This is a genomic window from Pantoea sp. IMH, from assembly GCF_000599885.1.
GTDB lineage: Bacteria > Pseudomonadota > Gammaproteobacteria > Enterobacterales > Enterobacteriaceae > Erwinia.
In genome coordinates this window covers 768164-789442 of sequence record NZ_JFGT01000005.1, presented here as the reverse complement: position 1 = coordinate 789442, position 21279 = coordinate 768164, and the positions used below count along the sequence as shown (strand labels likewise).

18 protein-coding genes and 1 riboswitch are annotated in these 21279 nt (G+C 56.5%); of the genes, 10 read left to right on the top strand and 8 right to left on the bottom strand.

From position 1 onward, the window contains the following. Positions 1 to 7: 7 nt before the first annotated feature. From ftsL to ilvI, 6 genes are all read right to left on the bottom strand, one after another. Positions 8 to 328, bottom strand: coding sequence for a cell division protein FtsL (ftsL, locus tag EA20_RS0111990; RefSeq protein WP_024967057.1), 321 nt, complete (start codon positions 326 to 328; stop codon positions 8 to 10). Beyond that, positions 325 to 1266: a 16S rRNA (cytosine(1402)-N(4))-methyltransferase RsmH gene (rsmH, locus tag EA20_RS0111985; protein WP_024967056.1), complete on the bottom strand. Its 942-nt coding sequence runs from the start codon at positions 1264 to 1266 to the stop codon at positions 325 to 327. The genes ftsL and rsmH overlap by 4 nt, the downstream gene beginning before the upstream one ends. A gap of 2 nt (positions 1267 to 1268) precedes the next feature. Next, positions 1269 to 1727 carry a division/cell wall cluster transcriptional repressor MraZ gene (gene mraZ / locus EA20_RS0111980; RefSeq protein ID WP_024967055.1) on the bottom strand — a complete coding sequence of 153 codons (459 nt, stop codon included), beginning with the start codon at positions 1725 to 1727 and terminating at the stop codon, positions 1269 to 1271. A 560-nt stretch (positions 1728 to 2287) separates the two neighbouring features. Further along, the gene (cra, locus tag EA20_RS19725) at positions 2288 to 3292 is read right to left on the bottom strand and encodes a catabolite repressor/activator (RefSeq protein WP_038381586.1); all 1005 of its coding nucleotides are present in this window, start codon (positions 3290 to 3292) and stop codon (positions 2288 to 2290) included. A gap of 199 nt (positions 3293 to 3491) precedes the next feature. Next, entirely contained in the window at positions 3492 to 3983 is a 492-nt protein-coding gene (gene ilvN / locus EA20_RS0111970) for an acetolactate synthase small subunit (RefSeq protein ID WP_024967054.1), read from the bottom strand. Between the two features lie 2 nt (positions 3984 to 3985). Continuing rightward, a complete protein-coding gene (gene ilvI, locus EA20_RS0111965; RefSeq protein WP_024967053.1) occupies positions 3986 to 5710 on the bottom strand; it encodes an acetolactate synthase 3 large subunit in 1725 nt (574 codons plus the stop codon). A gap of 731 nt (positions 5711 to 6441) precedes the next feature. Between ilvI and leuL the strand changes: the two genes are divergently transcribed. From leuL to leuD, 5 genes are all read left to right on the top strand, one after another. Continuing rightward, entirely contained in the window at positions 6442 to 6525 is an 84-nt protein-coding gene (leuL, locus tag EA20_RS21300; RefSeq protein WP_152540241.1) for a leu operon leader peptide, read from the top strand. Between the two features lie 88 nt (positions 6526 to 6613). Continuing rightward, positions 6614 to 8182, top strand: coding sequence for a 2-isopropylmalate synthase (gene leuA / locus EA20_RS0111955; RefSeq protein ID WP_024967051.1), 1569 nt, complete (start codon positions 6614 to 6616; stop codon positions 8180 to 8182). 2 nt (positions 8183 to 8184) lie between these two features. Next, a complete protein-coding gene (gene leuB / locus EA20_RS0111950; RefSeq protein ID WP_024967050.1) occupies positions 8185 to 9273 on the top strand; it encodes a 3-isopropylmalate dehydrogenase in 1089 nt (362 codons plus the stop codon). 2 nt (positions 9274 to 9275) lie between these two features. Further along, entirely contained in the window at positions 9276 to 10673 is a 1398-nt protein-coding gene (leuC, locus tag EA20_RS0111945; protein WP_024967049.1) for a 3-isopropylmalate dehydratase large subunit, read from the top strand. A gap of 8 nt (positions 10674 to 10681) precedes the next feature. Further along, complete coding sequence (gene leuD / locus EA20_RS0111940; RefSeq protein WP_024967048.1) at positions 10682 to 11287, top strand: 3-isopropylmalate dehydratase small subunit; 606 nt, start codon at positions 10682 to 10684, stop codon at positions 11285 to 11287. Positions 11288 to 11332: 45 nt separating this feature from the next. On the opposite strand, the gene EA20_RS0111935 is transcribed toward leuD, so the two are convergent. After that, positions 11333 to 12508, bottom strand: a complete 1176-nt coding sequence (locus EA20_RS0111935) for an MFS transporter (protein WP_024967047.1) — start codon at positions 12506 to 12508, stop codon at positions 11333 to 11335. 242 nt (positions 12509 to 12750) lie between these two features. Between EA20_RS0111935 and sgrR the strand changes: the two genes are divergently transcribed. From sgrR to thiQ, 4 genes are all read left to right on the top strand, one after another. Further along, positions 12751 to 14412: an HTH-type transcriptional regulator SgrR gene (gene sgrR, locus EA20_RS0111930; RefSeq protein WP_024967046.1), complete on the top strand. Its 1662-nt coding sequence runs from the start codon at positions 12751 to 12753 to the stop codon at positions 14410 to 14412. A gap of 35 nt (positions 14413 to 14447) precedes the next feature. After that, a riboswitch (TPP riboswitch) is annotated at positions 14448 to 14554 on the top strand. 42 nt (positions 14555 to 14596) lie between these two features. Beyond that, on the top strand, positions 14597 to 15583 hold the full coding sequence (thiB, locus tag EA20_RS0111925) for a thiamine ABC transporter substrate binding subunit (protein ID WP_024967045.1): 987 nt from the start codon (positions 14597 to 14599) through the stop codon (positions 15581 to 15583). Continuing rightward, on the top strand, positions 15559 to 17169 hold the full coding sequence (thiP, locus tag EA20_RS0111920) for a thiamine/thiamine pyrophosphate ABC transporter permease ThiP (RefSeq protein WP_024967044.1): 1611 nt from the start codon (positions 15559 to 15561) through the stop codon (positions 17167 to 17169). Before thiB ends, thiP begins: the two co-directional genes overlap by 25 nt. Further along, a complete protein-coding gene (gene thiQ / locus EA20_RS0111915) occupies positions 17153 to 17854 on the top strand; it encodes a thiamine ABC transporter ATP-binding protein ThiQ (RefSeq protein ID WP_024967043.1) in 702 nt (233 codons plus the stop codon). The genes thiP and thiQ overlap by 17 nt, the downstream gene beginning before the upstream one ends. 37 nt (positions 17855 to 17891) lie before the next feature. Here thiQ and EA20_RS0111910 read toward each other — a convergent pair whose 3' ends face one another. Next, positions 17892 to 18659, bottom strand: a complete 768-nt coding sequence (locus EA20_RS0111910) for a DedA family protein (protein ID WP_024967042.1) — start codon at positions 18657 to 18659, stop codon at positions 17892 to 17894. A gap of 173 nt (positions 18660 to 18832) precedes the next feature. Between EA20_RS0111910 and polB the strand changes: the two genes are divergently transcribed. Next, a complete protein-coding gene (gene polB / locus EA20_RS0111905) occupies positions 18833 to 21193 on the top strand; it encodes a DNA polymerase II (RefSeq protein WP_024967041.1) in 2361 nt (786 codons plus the stop codon). Positions 21194 to 21279: the final 86 nt, after the last annotated feature.

Sequence of the window (21279 nt, the reverse complement as noted above, 5' to 3'; positions counted from 1 at the left end):
CCGTCTCTTATGGCTGTACCACGATATTTTCCTGCGATGGATCGACATGCTGCATTTGCAGTTTATCCGTTGCCGTCCTCTCAACCCGGCTATGATCGCCGAGGGCATTCTCTTCCAGAATCAGGTTGCGCCATTCAATGTCCAGCGCATCCCTTTCCAGTACCAGCTGTTCACGCTGGGCGGTAAGCAGACGGGTTTTATGCGCCGTGGTCACCACCAGCACGGCGGAAACCGTCACCGCAACGGCCAGGATCAGCGGGATTTTGCCATGACGCAGAATATCTTCTGCGATCGCGCCCGGTAAGCTATGCCGTTCGTTGCCTGTCACGACGCCGTCCTCTCAGCAATTCTCAGTACGGAGCTGCGGGCGCGGGGGTTCTCCGCGACCTCCGCCTCGCCGGGCATCATTTTGCCCAGCGCTTTGAGCTGGCGCCCGCCCAGCTTGCTGAGCTGCGCTTCGGTCAGCGGAATACCGGCTGGCACCTGCGGACCGCGACTCTGCTCGCGCATAAACCGTTTCACAATACGGTCTTCAAGGGAATGGAAGCTGATCACCGAAAGCCGTCCTTCCGGTGCCAGCGCGGTGAGCGCGCCTTTCAGCGCCTGCTCAATCTCTTCCAGCTCACTGTTTATCCAGATACGGATGGCCTGAAAACTGCGGGTGGCCGGATGCTTAAACTTATCCTTTACCGGCGTGGCCGCATAAATCACATCGGCCAGCTCTTTGGTACGGGTCATTGGCTGCTCACGATTGCGCTCCACGATCGCTCTGGCGATACGTTTAGCAAAACGCTCTTCGCCAAAAGTCTTCAGCACAAATGCGATATCGCTCTCGTCAGCCCGCAGCAGCCATTCGGCGGCAGAAAGTCCCCTGGTCGGGTCCATTCGCATATCCAGCGGCCCGTCGCGCATAAAGGAGAAGCCGCGATCGGCATCGTCCAGCTGAGGAGAAGAGACGCCGAGATCCAGCAGGATCCCGTTGATTTTTCCCGTTAAGCCCCGCGCTTCGGCATACTCTGCCAGCGCGGAAAAGGGGCCGTGAATAATCGTAAAGCGGGGATCGGTTATCGCTTCGGCTGCCGCAATCGCCTGAGGATCGCGGTCAATGGCGTAAAGCCGCCCCTGCTCACCTAACTGGGAGAGAATGAGTCGCGAATGGCCACCTCGTCCGAAGGTGCCATCGATATAGATGCCGTCAGGCTGGATATTGAGGCCCTTTACCGCCTCGTCCAACAGCACTGTGGTATGTTTGAAATTTTCCTGCATAGCTATAATGACAAGTCCTGCAAACGCTCAGAAAGCGGTTCCTGAGTCGACTGCTCCGCGTCAATATCCTCCCTGACTTGTTGATACCAGGTCTGTTCATCCCACAGCTCAAACTTATTGAACTGCCCAACCAGCATCACTTCTTTGGTCAGGTGCGCATGCTGGCGAAGCGTATTCGCGACCAGCAGCCGTCCTGCATTATCCATCTGACATTCGCTGGCATGTCCCAGCAGCAGGCGCTGAACGCGCCGCTCTTCAGGGTTCATGCTGGATAAGCGAGCCAGCTTACGTTCAATAATTTCCCATTCGGGCAGGGTGTAAAGCAGCAGGCATGGCTGGCGGAGGTCAATGGTGCATACCATTTGCCCCTGTGATTCCTCGATCAGCGTTTCGCGATAGCGCGTGGGCACAGCGAGCCGCCCTTTGCTGTCGAGATTGACTAACGTTGCTCCACGGAACATGCCAGTCTCACCCTCCGGTTACCTTTTTTCACCACTTTATACCACTAATTCCCACCGGGGGAGTTTACGGAGCAGAGGAAAACATTGTCAAGCAACAGCGAAGCCGGAATGGAATTATTTCTTACGCAGGGAAAATCACTAAGAGATAAAAATTTTGCGGATCTTAAATGGAGATAAAAAATAAACCGATGAATAGCAGTAATTTTTTTTTGCTAGCTAAAGGATTGCTCAAAAATATATCACATTCCACGCGCAACAAAGATAACTTCAACTTTGAGACCTGCGCGACATTTTCAGGACTATCCTAATAATTTCAGCAGCTGCGCCGGGCGCACCAGCCGCGACTGCACAGGACTAAATGTAAATTTGTATTAATCAGCATGAATTTTAAAAAGTTAGCTGTGGCCTTTTGCATTTACCTTAATTTACGCTTATTTAACGTTTCGCAACATCGTCAAATTATCTGCCGCTAAATTTATCAAAAAAACCAATTTAAAACGGGAAAATAGAATACCGACCAAAAAAGGCAGCCTGGCTGCCTTTTTAATCAGGATTTAAGTTTAACGACGACTCAACCTTCCACGATGATAGAGATTACGGCGGATGCGTGTTAAGCCCGGCTTGGGTTTTTTAGGCTCATCAAGGCTGGCCAGCACCAGTTCAAGTACCCGCTCAGCGACATCCCGGTGACGCTGCCCTACCGCCAGTACCGGGCAATCCAGAAAATCCAGCAGCTCATGATCGCCAAAGGTGGCGATGGCAAGATCGACAGGCAGACGCCCCTCACGCCTCAGCGTAACGTCCATCACCCCTTGTAGCAGGCCAAAAGAAGTGGTGAAAAGCGCTTCAGGCATAGGATGGGTTTCCAGCCAGGTTTCGAACAACGCCGCCGCCGCCGTTCGCTCGAAGCTGTTAGCGTAGATGAAGGTCTGCGGTCGTTCGTCGCCTTTCCAGGCATCCCTGAACCCCATCTCGCGCAGAAAGCTGACGGAAAGCTCGGGCAGCGCGCCTAAAAAAAGCACCGAGTTGACCGGCTGCTTGCGAAGCTCCGCAGCCAGCATGGCGGCATCGTCCTGATCGGCACCGACCACGCTGGTAAAATGTTCGCGATCGAGCGCCCGATCCAGCGCGATAATCGGCAGGGGATCGTTAATCCAGCGCTGATAAAAAGGATGCTCTGGCGGCAGCGAGGTCGAGACAATAATCGCATCCACCTGACGCTGCAGCAGATGTTCAACGCAGCGCATTTCATTATCAGGTTGATCTTCGGAACAGGCGATAAGCAGCTGATAACCGCGCTGACGGGCCTGACGTTCCAGATAATTAGCAATACGCGTGTAGCTGGTATTCTCCAGATCGGGAATAACCAGGCCTATCGAGCGCGTTCGCCCGGCGCGAAGTCCGGCCGCTACCGCATTTGGGTGGTAGTTATGCTCACGCACCACGGCCATCACTTTCTCGACGGTTTTGTCGCTGACACGATACTGCTTAGCTTTACCATTGATAACGTAGCTGGCCGTCGTGCGCGATACTCCGGCAAGGCGCGCAATTTCATCCAGTTTCACAATAACCCCACACTTCATGCACCGGGACGGCGCAAAAAATAGCCACGTCGCGGCTAAGGATAAGACATTTGTTACATCTAACAGCAGATTAGAGGGCTGAGCAACTGCTTTCGCGTCCGGGGGAGTGCTTTAGGACAAAAATTAAAAAACCCGGCATTACGCCGGGTTAGCTGACGCTGTCACGCGTCCACAGCAGATCTTATCGCATAATACGATCGCCACGGGCGACACCGACGATACCGGAACGGGCAACTTCAACAATTTCCGCCACTTCCCGGATGCTGTTCAGAAAAGCATCCAGCTTGTCGCTGGTTCCTGCAAGCTGAACCGTATAAAGCGTTGGCGTAACGTCAACAATCTGCCCGCGAAAGATTTCCGCGCTGCGCTTGACCTCTTCACGCCCGTAGCCGCTGGCCTGTATCTTTACCAGCATAATCTCACGCTCAACGAACGCGCCCTGCCCCAGCTCCGTCACGCGCAGAACGTCCACCAGCTTGTGCAGCTGCTTTTCGATCTGTTCGATCACTTTCTCATCGCCCACGGTCTGGATGGTCATCCGCGACAGGGTGGGATCGTCTGTCGGCGCGACGGTCAGGCTCTCAATGTTATAACCGCGCTGGGAGAACAGCCCGACCACGCGGGATAATGCGCCGGACTCGTTTTCCAGCAGTACCGATAACACACGACGCATAATTAAGTCCTCTCCGTTTTGCTCAGCCACATTTCGTCCATCCCGCCGCCGCGAATATGCATCGGGTAAACGTGCTCGGTTCCATCCACGTTAACGTCAACAAAAACCAGACGCCCTTTTCCTAACGCTTCCAGCGCTTCGGTCAGCTTTGACTCCAGCTCTTCCGGATGCGAAATGCCAATCCCCACGTGACCATAGGCCTCCGCCAGACGCACAAAATCAGGCAGTGATTCCATATAGGACTGCGAGTGGCGACCGGAATAGATCATATCCTGCCACTGTTTCACCATGCCGAGGAAGCGGTTGTTCAGGCTCAGCACCATCACCGGTAGATCGTACTGCAGCGCCGTCGAAAGTTCCTGAATATTCATCTGAATACTGCCATCGCCGGTCACACAGATTACCGTTTCCTTCGGCAGCGCCAGCTTCACGCCGAGCGCCGCAGGCAGTCCAAAGCCCATCGTGCCAAGGCCACCGGAGTTAATCCAGCGACGGGGTTTGTCGAACGGATAATAAAGTGCGGCAAACATCTGGTGCTGGCCGACGTCGGAAGTGACATAGGCTTCGCCTTTGGTCAGCTTCCAGATCGTTTCAATAACCGCCTGAGGTTTAATTTTTTCACTGCTGCGATCGTAAGCCAGGCACTTTCGCGCCTGCCACTGTTCGATCTGCTGCCACCAGTCACGCAGGCTGTCAAAATTCTGCGTATTATCGCCCTGCGCCATCAGATCGAGCATCTGCTGCAGAACCTGTCTGGCGTCACCAACGATGGGAATGTCGGCGGCCACGGTTTTAGAGATGGAGGTCGGATCGATATCGATATGTAAAACGGTGGCATCCGGGCAATACTTCGCCAGATTATTGGTCGTACGATCGTCAAAGCGTACCCCAACTGCGAAGATGACATCAGCGTTATGCATGGTCATATTGGCTTCATAAGTACCATGCATGCCCAGCATCCCCAGACTTTGCCGATGCGTGCCGGGAAAGGCGCCCAGGCCCATCAGCGAAGCGGCTACGGGTAAGTTCAGGGTTTCCGCCAGCTGTCGCAACTCAGCAGAACAGTCCGCATTTACCACGCCGCCACCCGCATAAATCACCGGGCGTTTTGCCGCCAGCAGCGTCTGTAATGCCCGCTTAATCTGCCCTTTATGACCCTGCGTGGTCGGATTGTATGAGCGCATGCTGACGCTGTCCGGCCAGACGTAGGGCAGTTTGTTCGCCGGGTTCATCATATCTTTCGGCAAATCAACCACTACCGGCCCCGGCCGCCCACTGGCGGCAAGCCAGAATGCTTTCTTCATGATGGTCGGGATATCTTCCGTATGCTTAACCATAAAGCTGTGTTTAACGACCGGACGGGAGATGCCCACCATATCGCACTCCTGGAAGGCGTCGTAGCCAATCAGGGAAGAAGGAACCTGGCCTGACAGCACCACCATCGGGATGGAGTCCATATAGGCCGTGGCAATGCCGGTAATGGCGTTCGTTGCGCCGGGGCCGGAGGTCACCAGCACCACACCAACCTCCCCGGTTGCGCGTGCATAGCCGTCGGCCATATGGACGGCGCCCTGCTCATGACGAACCAGAATATGGTCGATGCCGCCTACGGTCTGCAGCGCATCATAGATATCGAGGACCGCTCCGCCGGGGTAGCCGAACACATGCTTTACGCCCTGATCGATCAATGACCGGACGACCATCTCGGCTCCTGACAACATTTCCATTCTTGCCTCCAGGCTTTAAGGTGCTGATCGCTCTGCGATGAATGCCGCAACCGGGAAGGAAGCAGCCAGAGACGATCGAACCTGTGTTAATTCAGAAAGCGGAAGTCATTTCCACTCTCCAGGTACAGGGCGAAGCCCTTTATATTTTTTACATTCTGTTGATTAAGTACCATAACCGCAGAAAAGTTGACAGGCAATCACCCCAGGTTTGTTCCGGCCCACTTATCTTTTGTTAAGGTGCTACGCGGCTGCGGCATTAGCGATAATTACGCTATTTTAAAAGCGAAAGAAAAGCGGTTTATTCTGTAAGGCTATTCTTTTTCAGGGTAATCGTTTTGTTAACAAAGTAAGCACGTTTTCAAATTACGTTTACCCCAGCACTTTTTTTCCGCGTAACAGTTTTATCTGCTGTCTGTAATTACGTTATTAAGATATTTAACTAAATGGTTACGGGTAACCCAGCCGTTCCCCTGTAGCACTGGATAGGAGTAAGCAATTGATTAATATCATAAAAACACATAGAAATAATTTACAAATTGTTGCGACAGGCGCGTCTGCGGGGCGTTAATGCTCAGGCGACTGCCGTTTGTGCTGTATTCCCCGTCGGTGCCAGTTTATTTTCCGGATTTCTGTCGCCGCCCGGCGTAAAGATTCGTACGCCTTATGGTTGACATCCCCCCTGCCAATCAAGTATCAATAAAGAAACAACGCATTGATGAGGTCTGAAATTAATGATTCGCCATACCCGCCTACTCGGTCTACTACTAAACGCATCCTTTGTGCGCGGTAGCCTTGTGGGCGGAATCAATCACTGATTTCAGACTGACAAAAAAACCCGCGCCGATGCGCGGGTTTTTTTTTGCCCGCGGCGGCAGCGAATATAACCCGATAAGGAATTATCCCATGAGCCAGCAAGTCATTATTTTCGATACCACTCTGCGCGACGGTGAACAGGCATTACAGGCAAGTCTGAGTGTAAAAGAAAAACTGCAAATCGCGCTCGCGCTGGAGCGGATGGGTGTTGACGTGATGGAAGTGGGTTTTCCTGTCTCTTCGCCGGGTGATTTTGAATCAGTGCAGACGATTGCCCGTCAGATTAAAAACAGCCGGGTCTGCGCGCTGGCGCGCTGTGTGGAGAAGGATATCGATGCGGCCTACGAAGCTCTGCGCGTTGCCGATGCTTACCGTATCCATACCTTTCTGGCCACGTCGCCGATGCATATCGCGACCAAACTGCGCAGCACGCTGCCCGAGGTCATTGACCGCGCCGTCCGCATGGTCAGGCGCGCCCGCAACTATACCAGCGACGTTGAATTCTCCTGCGAAGATGGTGGCCGTACGCCGATTGACGATCTCTGCCGGGTAGTCGAGGCCGCCATCAATGCAGGCGCTACCACCATCAATATTCCGGATACTGTCGGCTATACGCTGCCCGATGAGTACAGCAATATTATCGCGCAGCTGATTAACCGCGTTCCCAACATCGACAAAGCAGTCCTCTCTGTTCATACCCATGACGATTTAGGCATGGCGGTTGGAAACTCAATTGCTGCGGTGCAGGCAGGCGCACGACAGGTAGAAGGTACGTTAAACGGCCTGGGTGAACGTGCCGGTAACTGCGCGCTGGAAGAAGTCATTATGGCGATTAAAACCCGCGGCCAGTTAATGAATGTGCATACCACTATTCATCATCAGGAAATCTATCGCACCAGTCAGATCGTCAGCCAGATTTGTAATATGCCAATCCCGGCGAACAAAGCCATCGTCGGCACCGGCGCTTTCGCCCACTCTTCCGGGATCCATCAGGACGGCGTGCTGAAAAACCGCGAGAACTACGAAATCATGACGCCGGAGTCGATCGGCCTGAATCAGATTCAGCTGAACCTGACATCCCGTTCCGGACGCGCCGCGGTAAAACACCGCATGGACGAGATGGGTTATAAAGAGAACGACTATAACCTGGACACGCTGTATGACGCTTTCCTGAAGCTGGCGGATAAGAAAGGCCAGGTTTTTGACTACGATCTGGAAGCGCTGGCGTTTATTAACAAACAGAATGAAGAACCTGAGCATTTTCGTCTGGATTATTTCAGCGTGCAATCCGGCTCCAGCGTGATGGCGACCGCTTCCGTGAAGCTGGGCTGTGGCGAAGAAGTGACCTCTGAAGCGGCAACCGGCAACGGCCCGGTAGATGCCGTCTATCAGGCGATCAACCGCATCACCGACTTCGATGCTGAGCTGGTGAAATATCAGCTGACGGCGAAAGGTCACGGAAAAGACGCGCTGGGCCAGGTGGATATCGTGGTTAATTATAATGGCCGTAAATTCCACGGCGTCGGTCTGGCCACGGATATTGTCGAATCATCCGCAAAAGCGATGATCAATGCCCTGAACAATATCTGGCGCGCCCGCCAGGTGGAGCAGGAACTGCAGCGCAAATCCCACGCTAACGATCACAAGGAGACCGTGTAATCATGTCCAGGACTTATCATATTGCCGTATTACCCGGTGACGGTATCGGCCCTGAAGTGATGGCTCAGGCCAGCAAGGTACTGGACGCGGTTCGCCAGCGTTTTGGTATGCGCATCACCACCAGTGAACATGACGTGGGCGGCATTGCTATCGATCGCCAGGGTGAGCCGCTGCCGAAGAAAACCATTTCCGGCTGTGAGCAGGCGGATGCGATCCTGTTTGGCTCGGTGGGCGGGCCGAAATGGGAACATCTGCCGCCCGCAGAGCAGCCCGAGCGCGGCGCGCTACTGCCGCTGCGTAAACACTTCAAGCTGTTCAGCAACCTGCGCCCTGCCAGCCTGCACAGCGGTCTGGAAGCGTTTTGCCCGCTGCGCAGTGATATCGCCGCAACAGGTTTCGATATCCTGGTGGTTCGCGAGCTGACCGGAGGCATCTATTTTGGCCAGCCGAAGGGACGTGAAGGCAGCGGGCAGCATGAGCGTGCCTTCGATACCGAAGCCTACTACCGTTTTGAAATTGAGCGCATCGCCCGCATCGCGTTTGAATCAGCGCGCAAACGCCGTAAAAAAGTGACCTCAATCGACAAGGCAAACGTCCTGCAATCCTCCATTCTGTGGCGGGAAATCGTCAGCGAAGTGGCGAAGGATTACCCCGATGTTGAGCTGCACCATATGTACATTGATAACGCCACCATGCAGCTGATCAAAGCGCCGTCTCAGTTTGATGTGATGCTCTGTTCTAACCTGTTTGGCGATATCCTTTCTGATGAGTGTGCGATGATCACCGGTTCGATGGGGATGCTGCCCTCCGCCAGCCTTAACGAACAGGGCTTTGGCCTCTACGAACCCGCAGGCGGATCGGCCCCGGATATCGCCGGTAAAAACTGTGCGAATCCGGTAGCCCAGATCCTGTCGCTGTCGCTGCTGATGCGCTATAGCCTGGATGCGCCTGACGTTGCCGACGCCATTGAAAACGCCGTCAGCCGCGCGCTGGCTGAAGGCTACCGTACCGCCGATCTGGCCGGAGATGGCCAGGCCATCGGCACCGACGAGATGGGTTCCATTATTGCCCGATTTGTCAGCGAAACCTGAACATGAAAACGTTATACGAAAAGCTGTTTGATGCGCATGTCGTGCATGACGCGCCCAACGAAACGCCGCTGCTCTATATCGACCGTCACCTTGTGCATGAGGTGACCTCCGCGCAGGCATTTGATGGGCTGCGCGCGCAGGGTCGCCCGGTCCGCCAGCCGGGTAAAACCTTTGCCACCATGGATCATAATGTCTCCACCCAGACGCGGGATATCAACGCCAGCGGTGAGATGGCCCGTATTCAGATGTCCCTGCTGATGAAGAACTGTGAGGAGTTTGGCGTTCCTCTCTACGATCTGCAGCATCCTTACCAGGGCATTGTGCACGTTATCGGCCCCGAGCAGGGCATCTCCCTGCCCGGTATGACAATTGTTTGTGGGGACTCACATACCTCAACGCACGGCGCGCTGGGTGCGCTGGCGTTCGGCATCGGCACCTCGGAAGTGGAACATGTGCTGGCGACGCAAACGCTGAAGCAGTCCCGTGCCAGAACCATGAAAATTGAGGTCGTGGGTCAGCCCGCGCCGGGCATCACGGCGAAAGATATCGCCCTCGCCATTATTGGCAAAACTGGCAGCGGCGGCGGCAACGGTCACGTGGTGGAATTTTGCGGCCCGGCCGTGCGGCAGCTCAGCATGGAAGGACGGATGACGCTCTGCAATATGGCGATTGAGCTGGGTGCCAAGGCGGGCCTTATCGCACCGGATGAAACGACGTTCAGCTACCTGAAAGGACGTCAGTTCGTGCCGAAAGGCGACGCGTGGGAAGCAGCAGTGGCTTACTGGCAGACGCTTAACAGTGACGCAGATGCTCAGTTTGATAAGGTCGTCATGCTTGATGCGGCGTCAATCGCCCCGCAGGTCACCTGGGGAACCAATCCCGGTCAGGTGATTGCCGTGGATGAGTGCATCCCCGATCCAGCGTCGTTCAGCGATCCAATTGAGCGGGCCTCAGCGGAAAAAGCGCTGGCTTATATGGATCTCAAACCTGGTACCCGGCTGAGCGACGTGCGTATTGATAAAGTGTTTATCGGCTCCTGCACCAACTCGCGTATTGAAGATTTGCGGGCGGCAGCCTCGGTGGTGAAAGGGCATAAAATTGCCGCTGGCGTACAGGGCTATGTGGTGCCAGGTTCCGGTCCCGTGAAGGCGCAGGCGGAGGCAGAAGGACTGGATAAAATCTTTCTGGACGCCGGGTTTGAGTGGCGGCTTCCCGGCTGCTCCATGTGCCTGGCGATGAACAATGACCGCCTGAGTCCCGGCGAGCGCTGTGCCTCCACCAGCAACCGTAATTTCGAAGGTCGTCAGGGGCGCGGCGGACGGACACACCTGCTCAGCCCGGCGATGGCAGCGGCGGCGGCAGTGGCCGGCCACTTTGCCGATATCCGCAAACTGAACTGAGGAATATCATGGCCAGAAAATTCACCCGACATACCGGCATCGTGGTACCGGTCGACACCGCTAACGTGGATACCGACGCCATCATTCCCAAGCAGTTTTTGCAGATGGTGACGCGCACCGGCTTTGGCCGTAATCTGTTTTTCGACTGGCGCTACAGCGATGCCGAAGGTCAGATCCCCAACCCCGACTTTGTGCTTAATAAACCAGAATTCAGCGGCGCCACCATTATGCTGACGCGCGAAAACTTTGGCTGCGGTTCCTCACGCGAGCACGCGCCCTGGGCGCTGACCGATTACGGAATCCAGGCGATTATCGGCAGCGGATTTGCGGATATTTTCGCCAACAACGCTTTTAATAATCAGCTGCTGCTGGTGACGCTGGGTGAAGATGAAATAGAGGCGCTGTTTCAGTTCGTTGCGGCGCAGCCGGGCTGCCGTTTTACGGTGGATCTGGAAGCGCAGGAGGTTATTGCAGGTGAAAAACGTTATCCATTCAGTATCGATCCCTTCCGCCGCCACTGTCTGATTAATGGCCTGGACAGTATCGGCCTGACGCTTCAGCATGAGGCGGAGATTGGCGCTTACGAGCAGCAGCAGCCTGCCTTTCTGCGTTAATTCTGTCGCCAGGCCTGCATCAAAGCCAGGCCTGGCGACAGCCTATCAGACATCCTTCACCTTCGCCGACATGGCCAGCGAGGCTATGGCGAGAATCAGCGCCGCCCAGTAGACCGAGTAGTGCCCAAACGTTTCGGCCAGTGCGCCCTGCAGCAGACCGGCCAGGATCACGCCGGTTGAGATACTGTTGGTGAACAGCGTGGTCGCCGCACCGGGCCGCCCCGGCATCAGATCCTGAAAATAGAGCATGCCTATTCCGGCGACGATACCGATAAAAATGGCGTTGAAGATTTGCAGCGCCATCAGCGCGATACGCGACTGAAAGAGCACCAGCCCCAGATAAAACAGCACACCCGCCGCCACCGCGAACAGCATCATTTTGCGTTTACCGAAGCGTTTAACAAGATGCCCCGCCAGCAGCATCGCCGGGATCTCCAGCCCCGCCGCCACGCCCATCAGCAGTCCCGCCAGACGATCCGGCATCCCCAGCACGCTGGTGATATAAAGCGGCATATCAATAATGTACATGGTGTTGCAGGTCCACATCAGCAGCGAGGCGATAAACAGCAGCCGCACATCTTTATTCCTCCAGGCACTGATCTGGGTAATCACGACTTCCGGAGACTGCGCCACGCGGGCAACGGACGGTAGCGCGAACCAGATGAGCGCAAGACAGACGACAAAAAGCCCGGCGGCGATAACGAACATGGTGGTAAAACCATAATTTAACGCCAGCGCAAACGACAGCGGCGGGCCGACCACCCAGGCCAGCGACAGCTGGGCACGCATCACCGAGCTGAACATCACCACTTCCCGCGCAGAATGATCGGCGTATTCACGCGCCAGCGCAAAAATTTGCGGCATCGCCACGCTCGCCAGCGCCGAGAGCAGCACTCCGAAGGTAATCAGCGTCAGATAGTCGCGGTTAAAAGCGAACAGCAGGGCATTGGCGGTCGCCATCAGGCAGCAAAAGAGGATCAGCATCCGCCGGTCGCCACGGTTATCGGAGCGCTTCGCCAGCAGAATGCTGACGGCAATCCCGGCTATCGCATTAACGGTATAAAACAGCCCTACCCAGAACGGGCGTACCGCCACTTCGCGCGTCAGGAACAGGCTGAGCGTCGGTGCCTGTAGCGCACCGGCCACGCCGATCATAAAAGAGACAGCCATAAAGGCCAGATAAACGGGGTTAATACGGCGGGACAGTCGGTGCATTGTCATACTGGTCCTTCGGCAAACGTCGCGCCTGAGCGGACGACAAAGAGGAAGCATAGAAGAAAAAAAGGCTGACGAAAAAAGCCAGCGACCATAATGCCCGCTGGCTGGTGAAGATGCACCATACTCAGATTCAAATAATGTCAGAGCGCCATTCAGAGAATGCCTCCCGCTCTTTCATTGCCGCCAGTATCGCCCTAATATAAGGCAGGAAAAACAGACCGCTTTCTGCAAAAGGTTCCCCTTTTATGTCCTCTCCCCGCTTACAGCAGCAGTTTATCCGCCTCTGGCAGAGCTGCAACGGCCAGTCACAGGAAACCACGCTCGGCGATCTGGCCGTTCAGCTCAGCTGCTCCCGCCGTCATATGCGTAATCTCCTTAACGCCATGCAGGCGCAAGGCTGGCTGGAGTGGCAGGCGGAGGCGGGACGCGGTAAACGCTCGGCGCTCCGTTTTCTCTATACCGGTCTGGCGCTTCAGCAGCAGCGCGCAGAGGATCTGCTGGAACAGGATCGCATCGATCAACTGGTGCAGTTAGTGGGTGATAAACATACCGTGCGGCAGATGCTGATTTCCCACCTCGGGCGTAGCTTCCGGCAGGGCAAGCATATCCTGCGGGTGCTTTATTACCGATCGCTGCTCAATTTACTTCCCGGTACGCCGCTCAGACGCTCAGAAACTCACCTCGCCCGACAGATTTTCAGCAGCCTCACCCATATAAATGAGGAAAATGGGGAAATCGAACCCGATATCGCCCACCACTGGCAGCAGGTCGCCCCCCTGCACTGGCGGTTTTATCTCCGTCCCGCCATTCACTTTCACCACGGTCGGGAGCTGGAGATGAGTGATGTGATCGGCTCACTCACTCGCCTGACATCACAGCCGCTTTTTTCACATATAGATCGCATTGTTTCCCCGACGCCATGGACGCTGGATATTTATCTGCACCATCCGGACAGCTGGCTACCCTGGCTGCTGGGCAGCGTCAGTACGATGATCCTGCCCGCTGAATGGCAAACGCTGCCCGACTTTGCGCGTCAGCCCGTTGGCACCGGCCCTTATGCCGTGGTGCGTAATCAGCAAACGCAGCTGCGCATCGCCGCTTTTGATGATTATTTTGGCTACCGGGCGCTGATTGATGAGGTGAATATCTGGGTTCTACCGGAGATCAGCGATGAACTGGTCTATTCGGGCGTGAAGCTGGAAGGCGCCAGCGTGGATGAAAAATCGGAGGAGAGCCGCCTTGAGGAGGGCTGCTACTTTTTGCTGTTTGACCAGCGTTCGCCCCTGGGACAGAACGAACAGGTTCGCCGCTGGATCAGCATGATCTTTAATCCCGTTGCGCTGCTCAACCACTCGGGGATCGGCTATCAGCGTTACTGGTTCCCCGCCTACGGTCTGCTACCCCGCTGGCACCACCGCCGCGATATGGCCATGACCGAAAAGCCGCCGGGACTGACCTCAATCACGCTGACCTGGTACAACGACCACATTGAGCATCAGGCCATCGCTAATGCGCTGGCACCGCTGCTGGCAGAACATGGCGTCAGTCTGGTGACCCGCCAGGTCGATTACGCCACCTGGCACCGGGGAGACGCCGAAAGCGATATCTGGCTTGGCAGCGCCAATTTCACCCTGCCGCTGGAATTCTCGCTGTTCGCCCTGCTCTATGAGATCCCGCTGCTGCATCACTGCGTGCCGATTGACTGGCAGCAGGACGCCCAGCGCTGGCGTGAACAGAAACTCTCCCTGGCCGACTGGAGCCGCCAGCTTGTTAACACCTGGAGCCTGCACCCGCTCTTCCATCACTGGCTGCTCCTTGAGGGCGAACGCAGTATGCGCGGCGTCAGGATGAACACGCTCGGCTGGTTCGATTTCAAGTCTGCCTGGTTCGCGCCACCTGAATCATGACGCTTTCGCTATTGTCCGGAAATCATTAGAATAGCCACTTCTCAACGGGGTGCGTGAAGGAGCCTGAAGCCTGCACGCTGAGACAGACCCGTCGAACCTGATCCGGATAATGCCGGCGTAGGGATTTGAGACGATGTTACCTGCTCAGATCCTTTGCGGCCTCGCTCACCATAAGGAACGCAAAGTGTTTAAAAAAGTCCTTCCGCTGCTGATTCTTTCCTCTTTACCCGCTTTTGCCGCCAAGCCCACGCTGGTGGTGTACACCTACGACTCCTTTTCCGCGGAGTGGGGCCCCGGCCCGGCAGTGAAAAAAGCCTTTGAAGCCAACTGTGACTGCGAGCTGAAATATGTCTCGCTGGAAGATGGCGTTTCGCTGCTTAACAGAGTGCGCATGGAAGGGAAAAACAGCAAAGCGGACGTGGTGCTGGGGCTGGATAACAACCTGCTGGCGGCGGCGGAAAAAACCGGCCTGTTTGCTGAAAGTGAGGTGGATACCCGCCAGACGACCGTACCGGGCGGCTGGGATAACCAGACGTTTGTACCTTTTGACTATGGCTGGTTCGCCTTCGTATATGACAAAACCAAACTGCCGAATCCGCCGCAGAGCCTGAAAGAGTTAGTGGAGAGCGAACGCCCGCTGAAGGTGATCTATGAAGATCCCCGCACCAGTACGCCAGGTCTGGGAATGCTGCTGTGGATGCAGAACGTTTATGGCGATAACGCGCCTGACGCGTGGCAGAAGCTGGCGAAAAAAACCGTCACCGTCACTAAAGGCTGGAGCGAGGCCTACGGCCTGTTTCTGAAAGGGGAAGCGGATATGGTGCTGAGTTATACCACGTCGCCGGCTTACCATCTGATAGAAGAGAAAAAAACGCAGTATGCCGCCGCCAGTTTCAGCGAGGGGCACTACCTCCAGGTGGAAGTAGCTGGCAGGCTGAAATCAAGCAAGCAGCCTGCACTGGCGCAGCAATTTATGACCTTTATGCTGGACAACGCCTTCCAGCAAAGCATTCCCACCGGCAACTGGATGTATCCGGTCGTGAAAACCGCGTTGCCGGCAGGTTTTGACCAGCTTACGCTGCCCGCCATCACGCTACAGTTCACGCCGCAGGAAGTGGCGGCTAAGCGCAGCCAGTGGATCGCCGAATGGCAACGCGCCGTCAGCCGCTGATTGCCGGCTGGCTGCTGCCTGGTGTGCTGGCGGCGACGCTGCTGATCGCCGTGGCGCTGCTGGCCTTTACCGCGCTCTGGCGTAACGCCCCCGCTGTTGCCTGGCGCGAACTCTGGCAGGATGCGTATCTGTGGCACGTGCTGCGCTTCTCCTTCTGGCAGGCGTTTCTCTCCGCGCTGCTCTCCGTGCTTCCTGCCGTTCCGCTGGCCCGCGCGCTCTACCGCCGCCGGTTCCGGGGAAGGGAGACGCTGCTGCGCCTCTGCGCAATGACGCTGGTGCTGCCGGTGCTGGTGGCGGTGTTTGGCATCCTCAGCGTTTACGGACGTACCGGCTGGCTGGCTGAGCTTTGCGCCCTGCTGGGGATTGACTACACCTTTTCGCCCTATGGTCTTCAGGGTATCTTACTGGCGCACGTTTTCTTTAACCTGCCGCTGGCGGCGCGTTTACTGTTGCAGGCGCTTGAACAGATCCCCGGCGAACAGCGGCAGCTTGCCGCCCAGCTTGGCCTGCGGGGCTGGGATCATTTCCGCGTGGTGGAGTGGCCCTGGCTGCGACGGCAAATCCTGCCTGCTGGCGCACTCATTTTTATGCTCTGCTTCGCCAGCTTTGCGACCGTCCTGTCACTGGGTGGCGGTCCTCAGGCAACCACCATTGAGCTGGCCATTTTTCAGGCGTTAAGCTTCGATTACGATCCTGGCCGCGCTGCCCTGCTGGCGATGATTCAGATGCTGTGCTGCTTAGGACTGGTGATGCTCAGCCAGCGGCTCAGTAAAGCCATACCTGCTGGCGTCGCCAGTATGGGCGGCTGGCGCAATCCGGAAGACAGTCTGACGGCCAGGATAAGTGACGCGCTGCTGATTACACTGGCGCTGCTACTACTACTGCCGCCGCTGCTGGCGGTGATCCTGGATGGCCTGAATGCGGGAATGCTAAAGGTACTGCAGGAACCGGCGCTCTGGCAGGCTACGCTGACTTCTCTGCGTATCGCGCTTGGTGCGGGCCTGTTGAGCGTTATTCTGACGCTGATGCTGCTGTGGAGTAGTCGTGAATTGCGCCTTCGCCAGCGCCTCTTTCCAGGACAGGTGCTGGAGCTGAGCGGAATGCTGATCCTCGCCATGCCGGGCATCGTGCTGGCGACCGGCATTTTTATGTTGCTCAATGATACCGTTGGGTTGCCGCAACAGGCTGATGGCATTGTTATTTTCACCAACGCGCTGATGGCGATCCCTTATGCCATGAAGGTGCTGGAAAATCCGCTACGCGATATTGCCGAACGCTATAACCGGCTCTGCCTGTCGCTGGATATTCGCGGCTGGCACCGGCTCAGGCTGATTGAACTGAAGGCGCTGAAGCGCCCGATTGCGCAGGCGCTCGCCTTTGCCTGCGTTCTCTCGATTGGCGATTTTGGCGTGGTGGCCCTCTTCGGCAACGAGGATTTCCGCACGCTGCCGTTCTACCTTTATCAGCAGATAGGTTCGTACCGCAGCAGCGACGGCGCGGTTACCGCCCTGCTGCTGCTGCTGCTGTGCCTGCTGCTGTTTACCCTGATAGAAAAATTCCCGGGACGCCATGCTCACGCTGACTGATCTGACTTACCTTTATCACGCCCTTCCGATGCGGTTTTCATTCAGCATGCAGCCGGGAGAGCGGGTGGCGATCCTCGGTCCAAGCGGTGCCGGTAAAAGTACCCTGCTGAGCCTGATTGCCGGATTTTTGACCGTCGAGGGCGGTACGCTGGAGATCAATCATCAGCGGCACAACCTGACCCCACCGGCACAGCGTCCGGTCTCGATGCTCTTTCAGGAGAACAATCTTTTCCCTCACCTCACCGTGGCGCAGAATATTGGCCTCGGGCTGCATCCCGGCCTGAAACTGAATCATCTCCAGAAGCAGAAATTGCAGGAAATTGCGAAGCGCGTCGGGATGGAAAGCTATCTGCAGCGTCTGCCCGGTGAGCTTTCCGGCGGTCAGCGGCAGCGTGTGGCGCTGGCGCGCTGTCTGGTCCGTCAGCAGCCGGTGCTGTTGCTGGATGAGCCTTTTTCCGCCCTGGACCCGGCGCTGAGAAAAGAGATGCTGCAACTGGTTGATGAGGTCTGCGCGGAACGGGCTATCACGCTGTTAATGGTCTCCCATAGCGTTGAAGATGCTGCACGTATCGCGCCGCGTACTCTCCTGATTGTGGATGGCCGTGTTTACTGGGATGGCAGCACAGCAGCGTTACTGAACGGCGAAGTGCCGGAAGCCAAAGTCCTCGGAATCGCTCTGCGGTAAACGGTAAGCCTGACGCCAGGCTTACCGCAACGCGGAATTAATTGCCGACAAAAACCTGCCACAGCAGCTGCCGGAAAACAGGCATCATCGGATGAAACTGGATGGCTGTGAAGCTGGCAGCAGCAAGCAGCAGCATCAGCGGCGCCAGCCAGCGCAGACGGGATGGCGACAGCAACGGCGTCGCCCAGTCGGACTGTTTTTTGGCGCGCAGCCAGCGCCAGCCCAGCCATAAAGCGAACCAGATCAGCAGCGCCACGCCCAGCAACAGCCATTTAAACGAGCCGCTATTGGCCTCTTTCGGCACGTCAATCGCCACCCCAGCCAGGATTCCCGGCAGCAGATAAAGCGGCGGCCAGAGCAGGCAGCCTACGACATTGGGCGGTAAAAATTTCCTCACCGGCAGTTCCAGCATGCCTGCAACCAGCGGGATCAGCGGTCGGGTCGGTCCCACAAAGCGCCCCACAATGATGGTAAACATGCTGTGCTGATGCAGCGCATGCTCGGTCTTATCCATCAATCCCTTATGCTTTTTGATAAATGACCACCGGTGCAGCGGTCCTTTGAATTGCCAGCCGATCAGATAGGAGGCCCAGTCTCCCAGCAGGCAGCCCAGGGTACCTACAGCCCAGGCGGGATAGAGGCCGATCTGCCCGCTGCCGATCAGCGCCCCGAAAGAGGCCATCAGCACGGTGCCCGGCAACAACAGGCCAACCAGCGCCAGCGATTCAAAAAAGGTGACCAGGCCAACAGCCAGTAGCGACCAGGCAAGTGATTGCGTAATAAGATGTTGCAGCCAGGCTTCCATATTATTCAGGTTCCACGTTTCAGGAGGACGGATTGTCCTGAGCCGTCCCGGATCCGTCAAGGCTTGTTTTGTATGGGAATGCTGACGAAGAAGATCCGCCGCGCCGCCGGGCAATAACCCTGTATAAATAAACATGCTATGATGGATTATTATTACGGCGATAAGGGTTTCAGGTGAACGACGCACGCGCAGGTTTTCTGCTCAGCCGCCACTGGCGGGATACCTCAGGCGGTACGGAAGTTGTGCTGTGGCTGGCAACGGATGAAGGGCCGCAGCGGGTAGTGCTTCCGCCTCAGGAATCGGTCGCCTTTATTCCGCTTGAGCAGCGTGCTGAGACCGAACGACTTCTTCGCCAGGAACAGCACTACAGGCTGGCCGACCTGAATCTGAAAGATTTCCATCAGCGCCCCGTCTTTGGCCTCTATTGTAAACAGTACCGTCAGTTGCAAAAGCTGGAGAAACTGCTGCGCGAAAATGGCGTGATGCTGTACGAGGCGGATATCCGTCCGCCTGACCGTTATCTGATGGAACGTTTTATTACTGCGCCCGTCTGGTTCAGCGGCCAGCCTGCCGGTCACAGCCTGGTGAATGCACGCCTGAAGCCCCATCCTGACTACCGGCCACCGCTGAAGTGGGTCTCGGTGGATATTGAAACCACGCGCCACGGCGAGCTTTACTGCATCGGGCTTGAGGGCTGCGGACGACGGGATGTCTATATGCTCGGGCCGGAAAATGGCGATGCCAGCGCGCTGACCTTTAATCTCGAATACGTGTCAAGCCGTCCGCAGCTGCTTGAAAAATTGAATGAGTGGTTTGCCCGTGAAGATCCGGACGTACTGATTGGCTGGAATGTGGTGCAGTTCGATCTGCGCGTCCTGCAAAAACATGCTGACCGTTACGGTATCCCGCTGCGGCTTGGTCGCCATAACGAGGCGCTGGAGTGGCGCGAGCACGGCTTTAAGCCCGGCGTTTTCTTCGCTCAGGCGACCGGACGGTTGATCATCGACGGCATTGACGCGCTCAAATCCGCCTTCTGGAACTTCTCCTCTTTCAGCCTGGAGTCGGTCTCCCGCGAGCTGCTCGGCGAAGGGAAAGCAATCGACAATCCCTGGGACCGTATGCAGGAGATCGATAAACGCTTTGCGGAGAACAAACCGGCGCTGGCGCACTATAACCTGAAGGACTGCGAGCTGGTGACGCGTATTTTCCAGCATACCGAACTGATGCCGTTCCTGCTGGAGCGCGCCACGGTCAACGGACTGGCGGTGGATCGGCACGGTGGCTCGGTGGTAGCGTTCAGCCACCTTTACCTGCCACGGATGCACCGGGCGGGTTTTGTCGCGCCCGGCATCGGCCAGGTCGCGCCGGAAGCCAGCCCCGGCGGCTACGTGATGGACTCGCGTCCCGGCCTCTATGATTCCGTTCTGGTGCTGGACTATAAAAGCCTCTACCCCTCAATCATTCGCACTTTTCTGATCGATCCTGTCGGCCTGGTCGAAGGTCTTGCCCACCCGGATGAGGCTGACTCAGTAAGCGGCTTTCGCGGCGCCCGCTTTTCCCGGAGCAATCACTGTCTGCCGGAGATTGTCCGGCAGATTTGGCAGGGGCGCGAAGCGGCCAAAAAGCAGGGGAACAAACCGCTCTCGCAGGCGCTGAAAATTATAATGAACGCGCTGTATGGCGTTCTCGGCACCAGCGCCTGCCGCTTTTTCGATCCCCGCCTCGCCTCCTCCATCACCCTGCGCGGTCACGAAATCATGCAGCAGACGAAGGCACTGGTTGAGGCCGAAGGGTATGAGGTAATTTATGGCGATACCGACTCGACCTTTGTCTGGCTGAAAACGCCGCACGATGAAGCTGGCGCTGCCGCTATCGGCCAGCATCTGGTCGCGGTGATCAACGTCTGGTGGCAGGCCCATCTGAAGGCGGCGTACGGGCTGGAGAGCGCCCTTGAGCTGGAATATGAAACCCACTTCTCTCGCTTTCTGATGCCGACCATTCGCGGGGCTGAACAGGGCAGTAAAAAACGCTATGCCGGACTGATCCGCGAAGGTGAAACGGAACGGATGGTGTTTAAAGGGCTTGAGACCGTGCGTACCGACTGGACGCCGCTGGCCCAGCAGTTTCAGCAGGCGCTTTATCTGAAAATCTTTAAAGAAGAGCCCTATCAGGACTACATCCGGGAAACCGTGCGCCAGTTGCTGGAAGGCGAACTGGACGAGCAGCTTGTCTACCGTAAACGGCTGCGGCGGCCGCTGAGCGATTACCAGCGTAACGTGCCGCCCCACGTACGCGCAGCCCGCATGGCCGATGAACAGAATCAGCGGCTGGGCCGCCCGTTACAGTATCAGAACGGTGGCCGGATACGCTACGTAATGGCCACCTCGGGGCCGGAACCGCTGGAAGCGCGGCAGACGCCGCTGGACTACGACCATTACCTCACCCGCCAGCTTCAGCCAGTGGCTGACGGCATACTGCCGTTTCTTCAGGACGACTTTGCTACACTGGTAACAGGCCAACTGGGGCTTTTTTGACAGGTGACGAACGGGCGCCCTTCCAGTAACATAGCGCCCTTCCTGAATATCTGAATATTTCTGCCGGGCCCTGCGCCAGGCCGTCT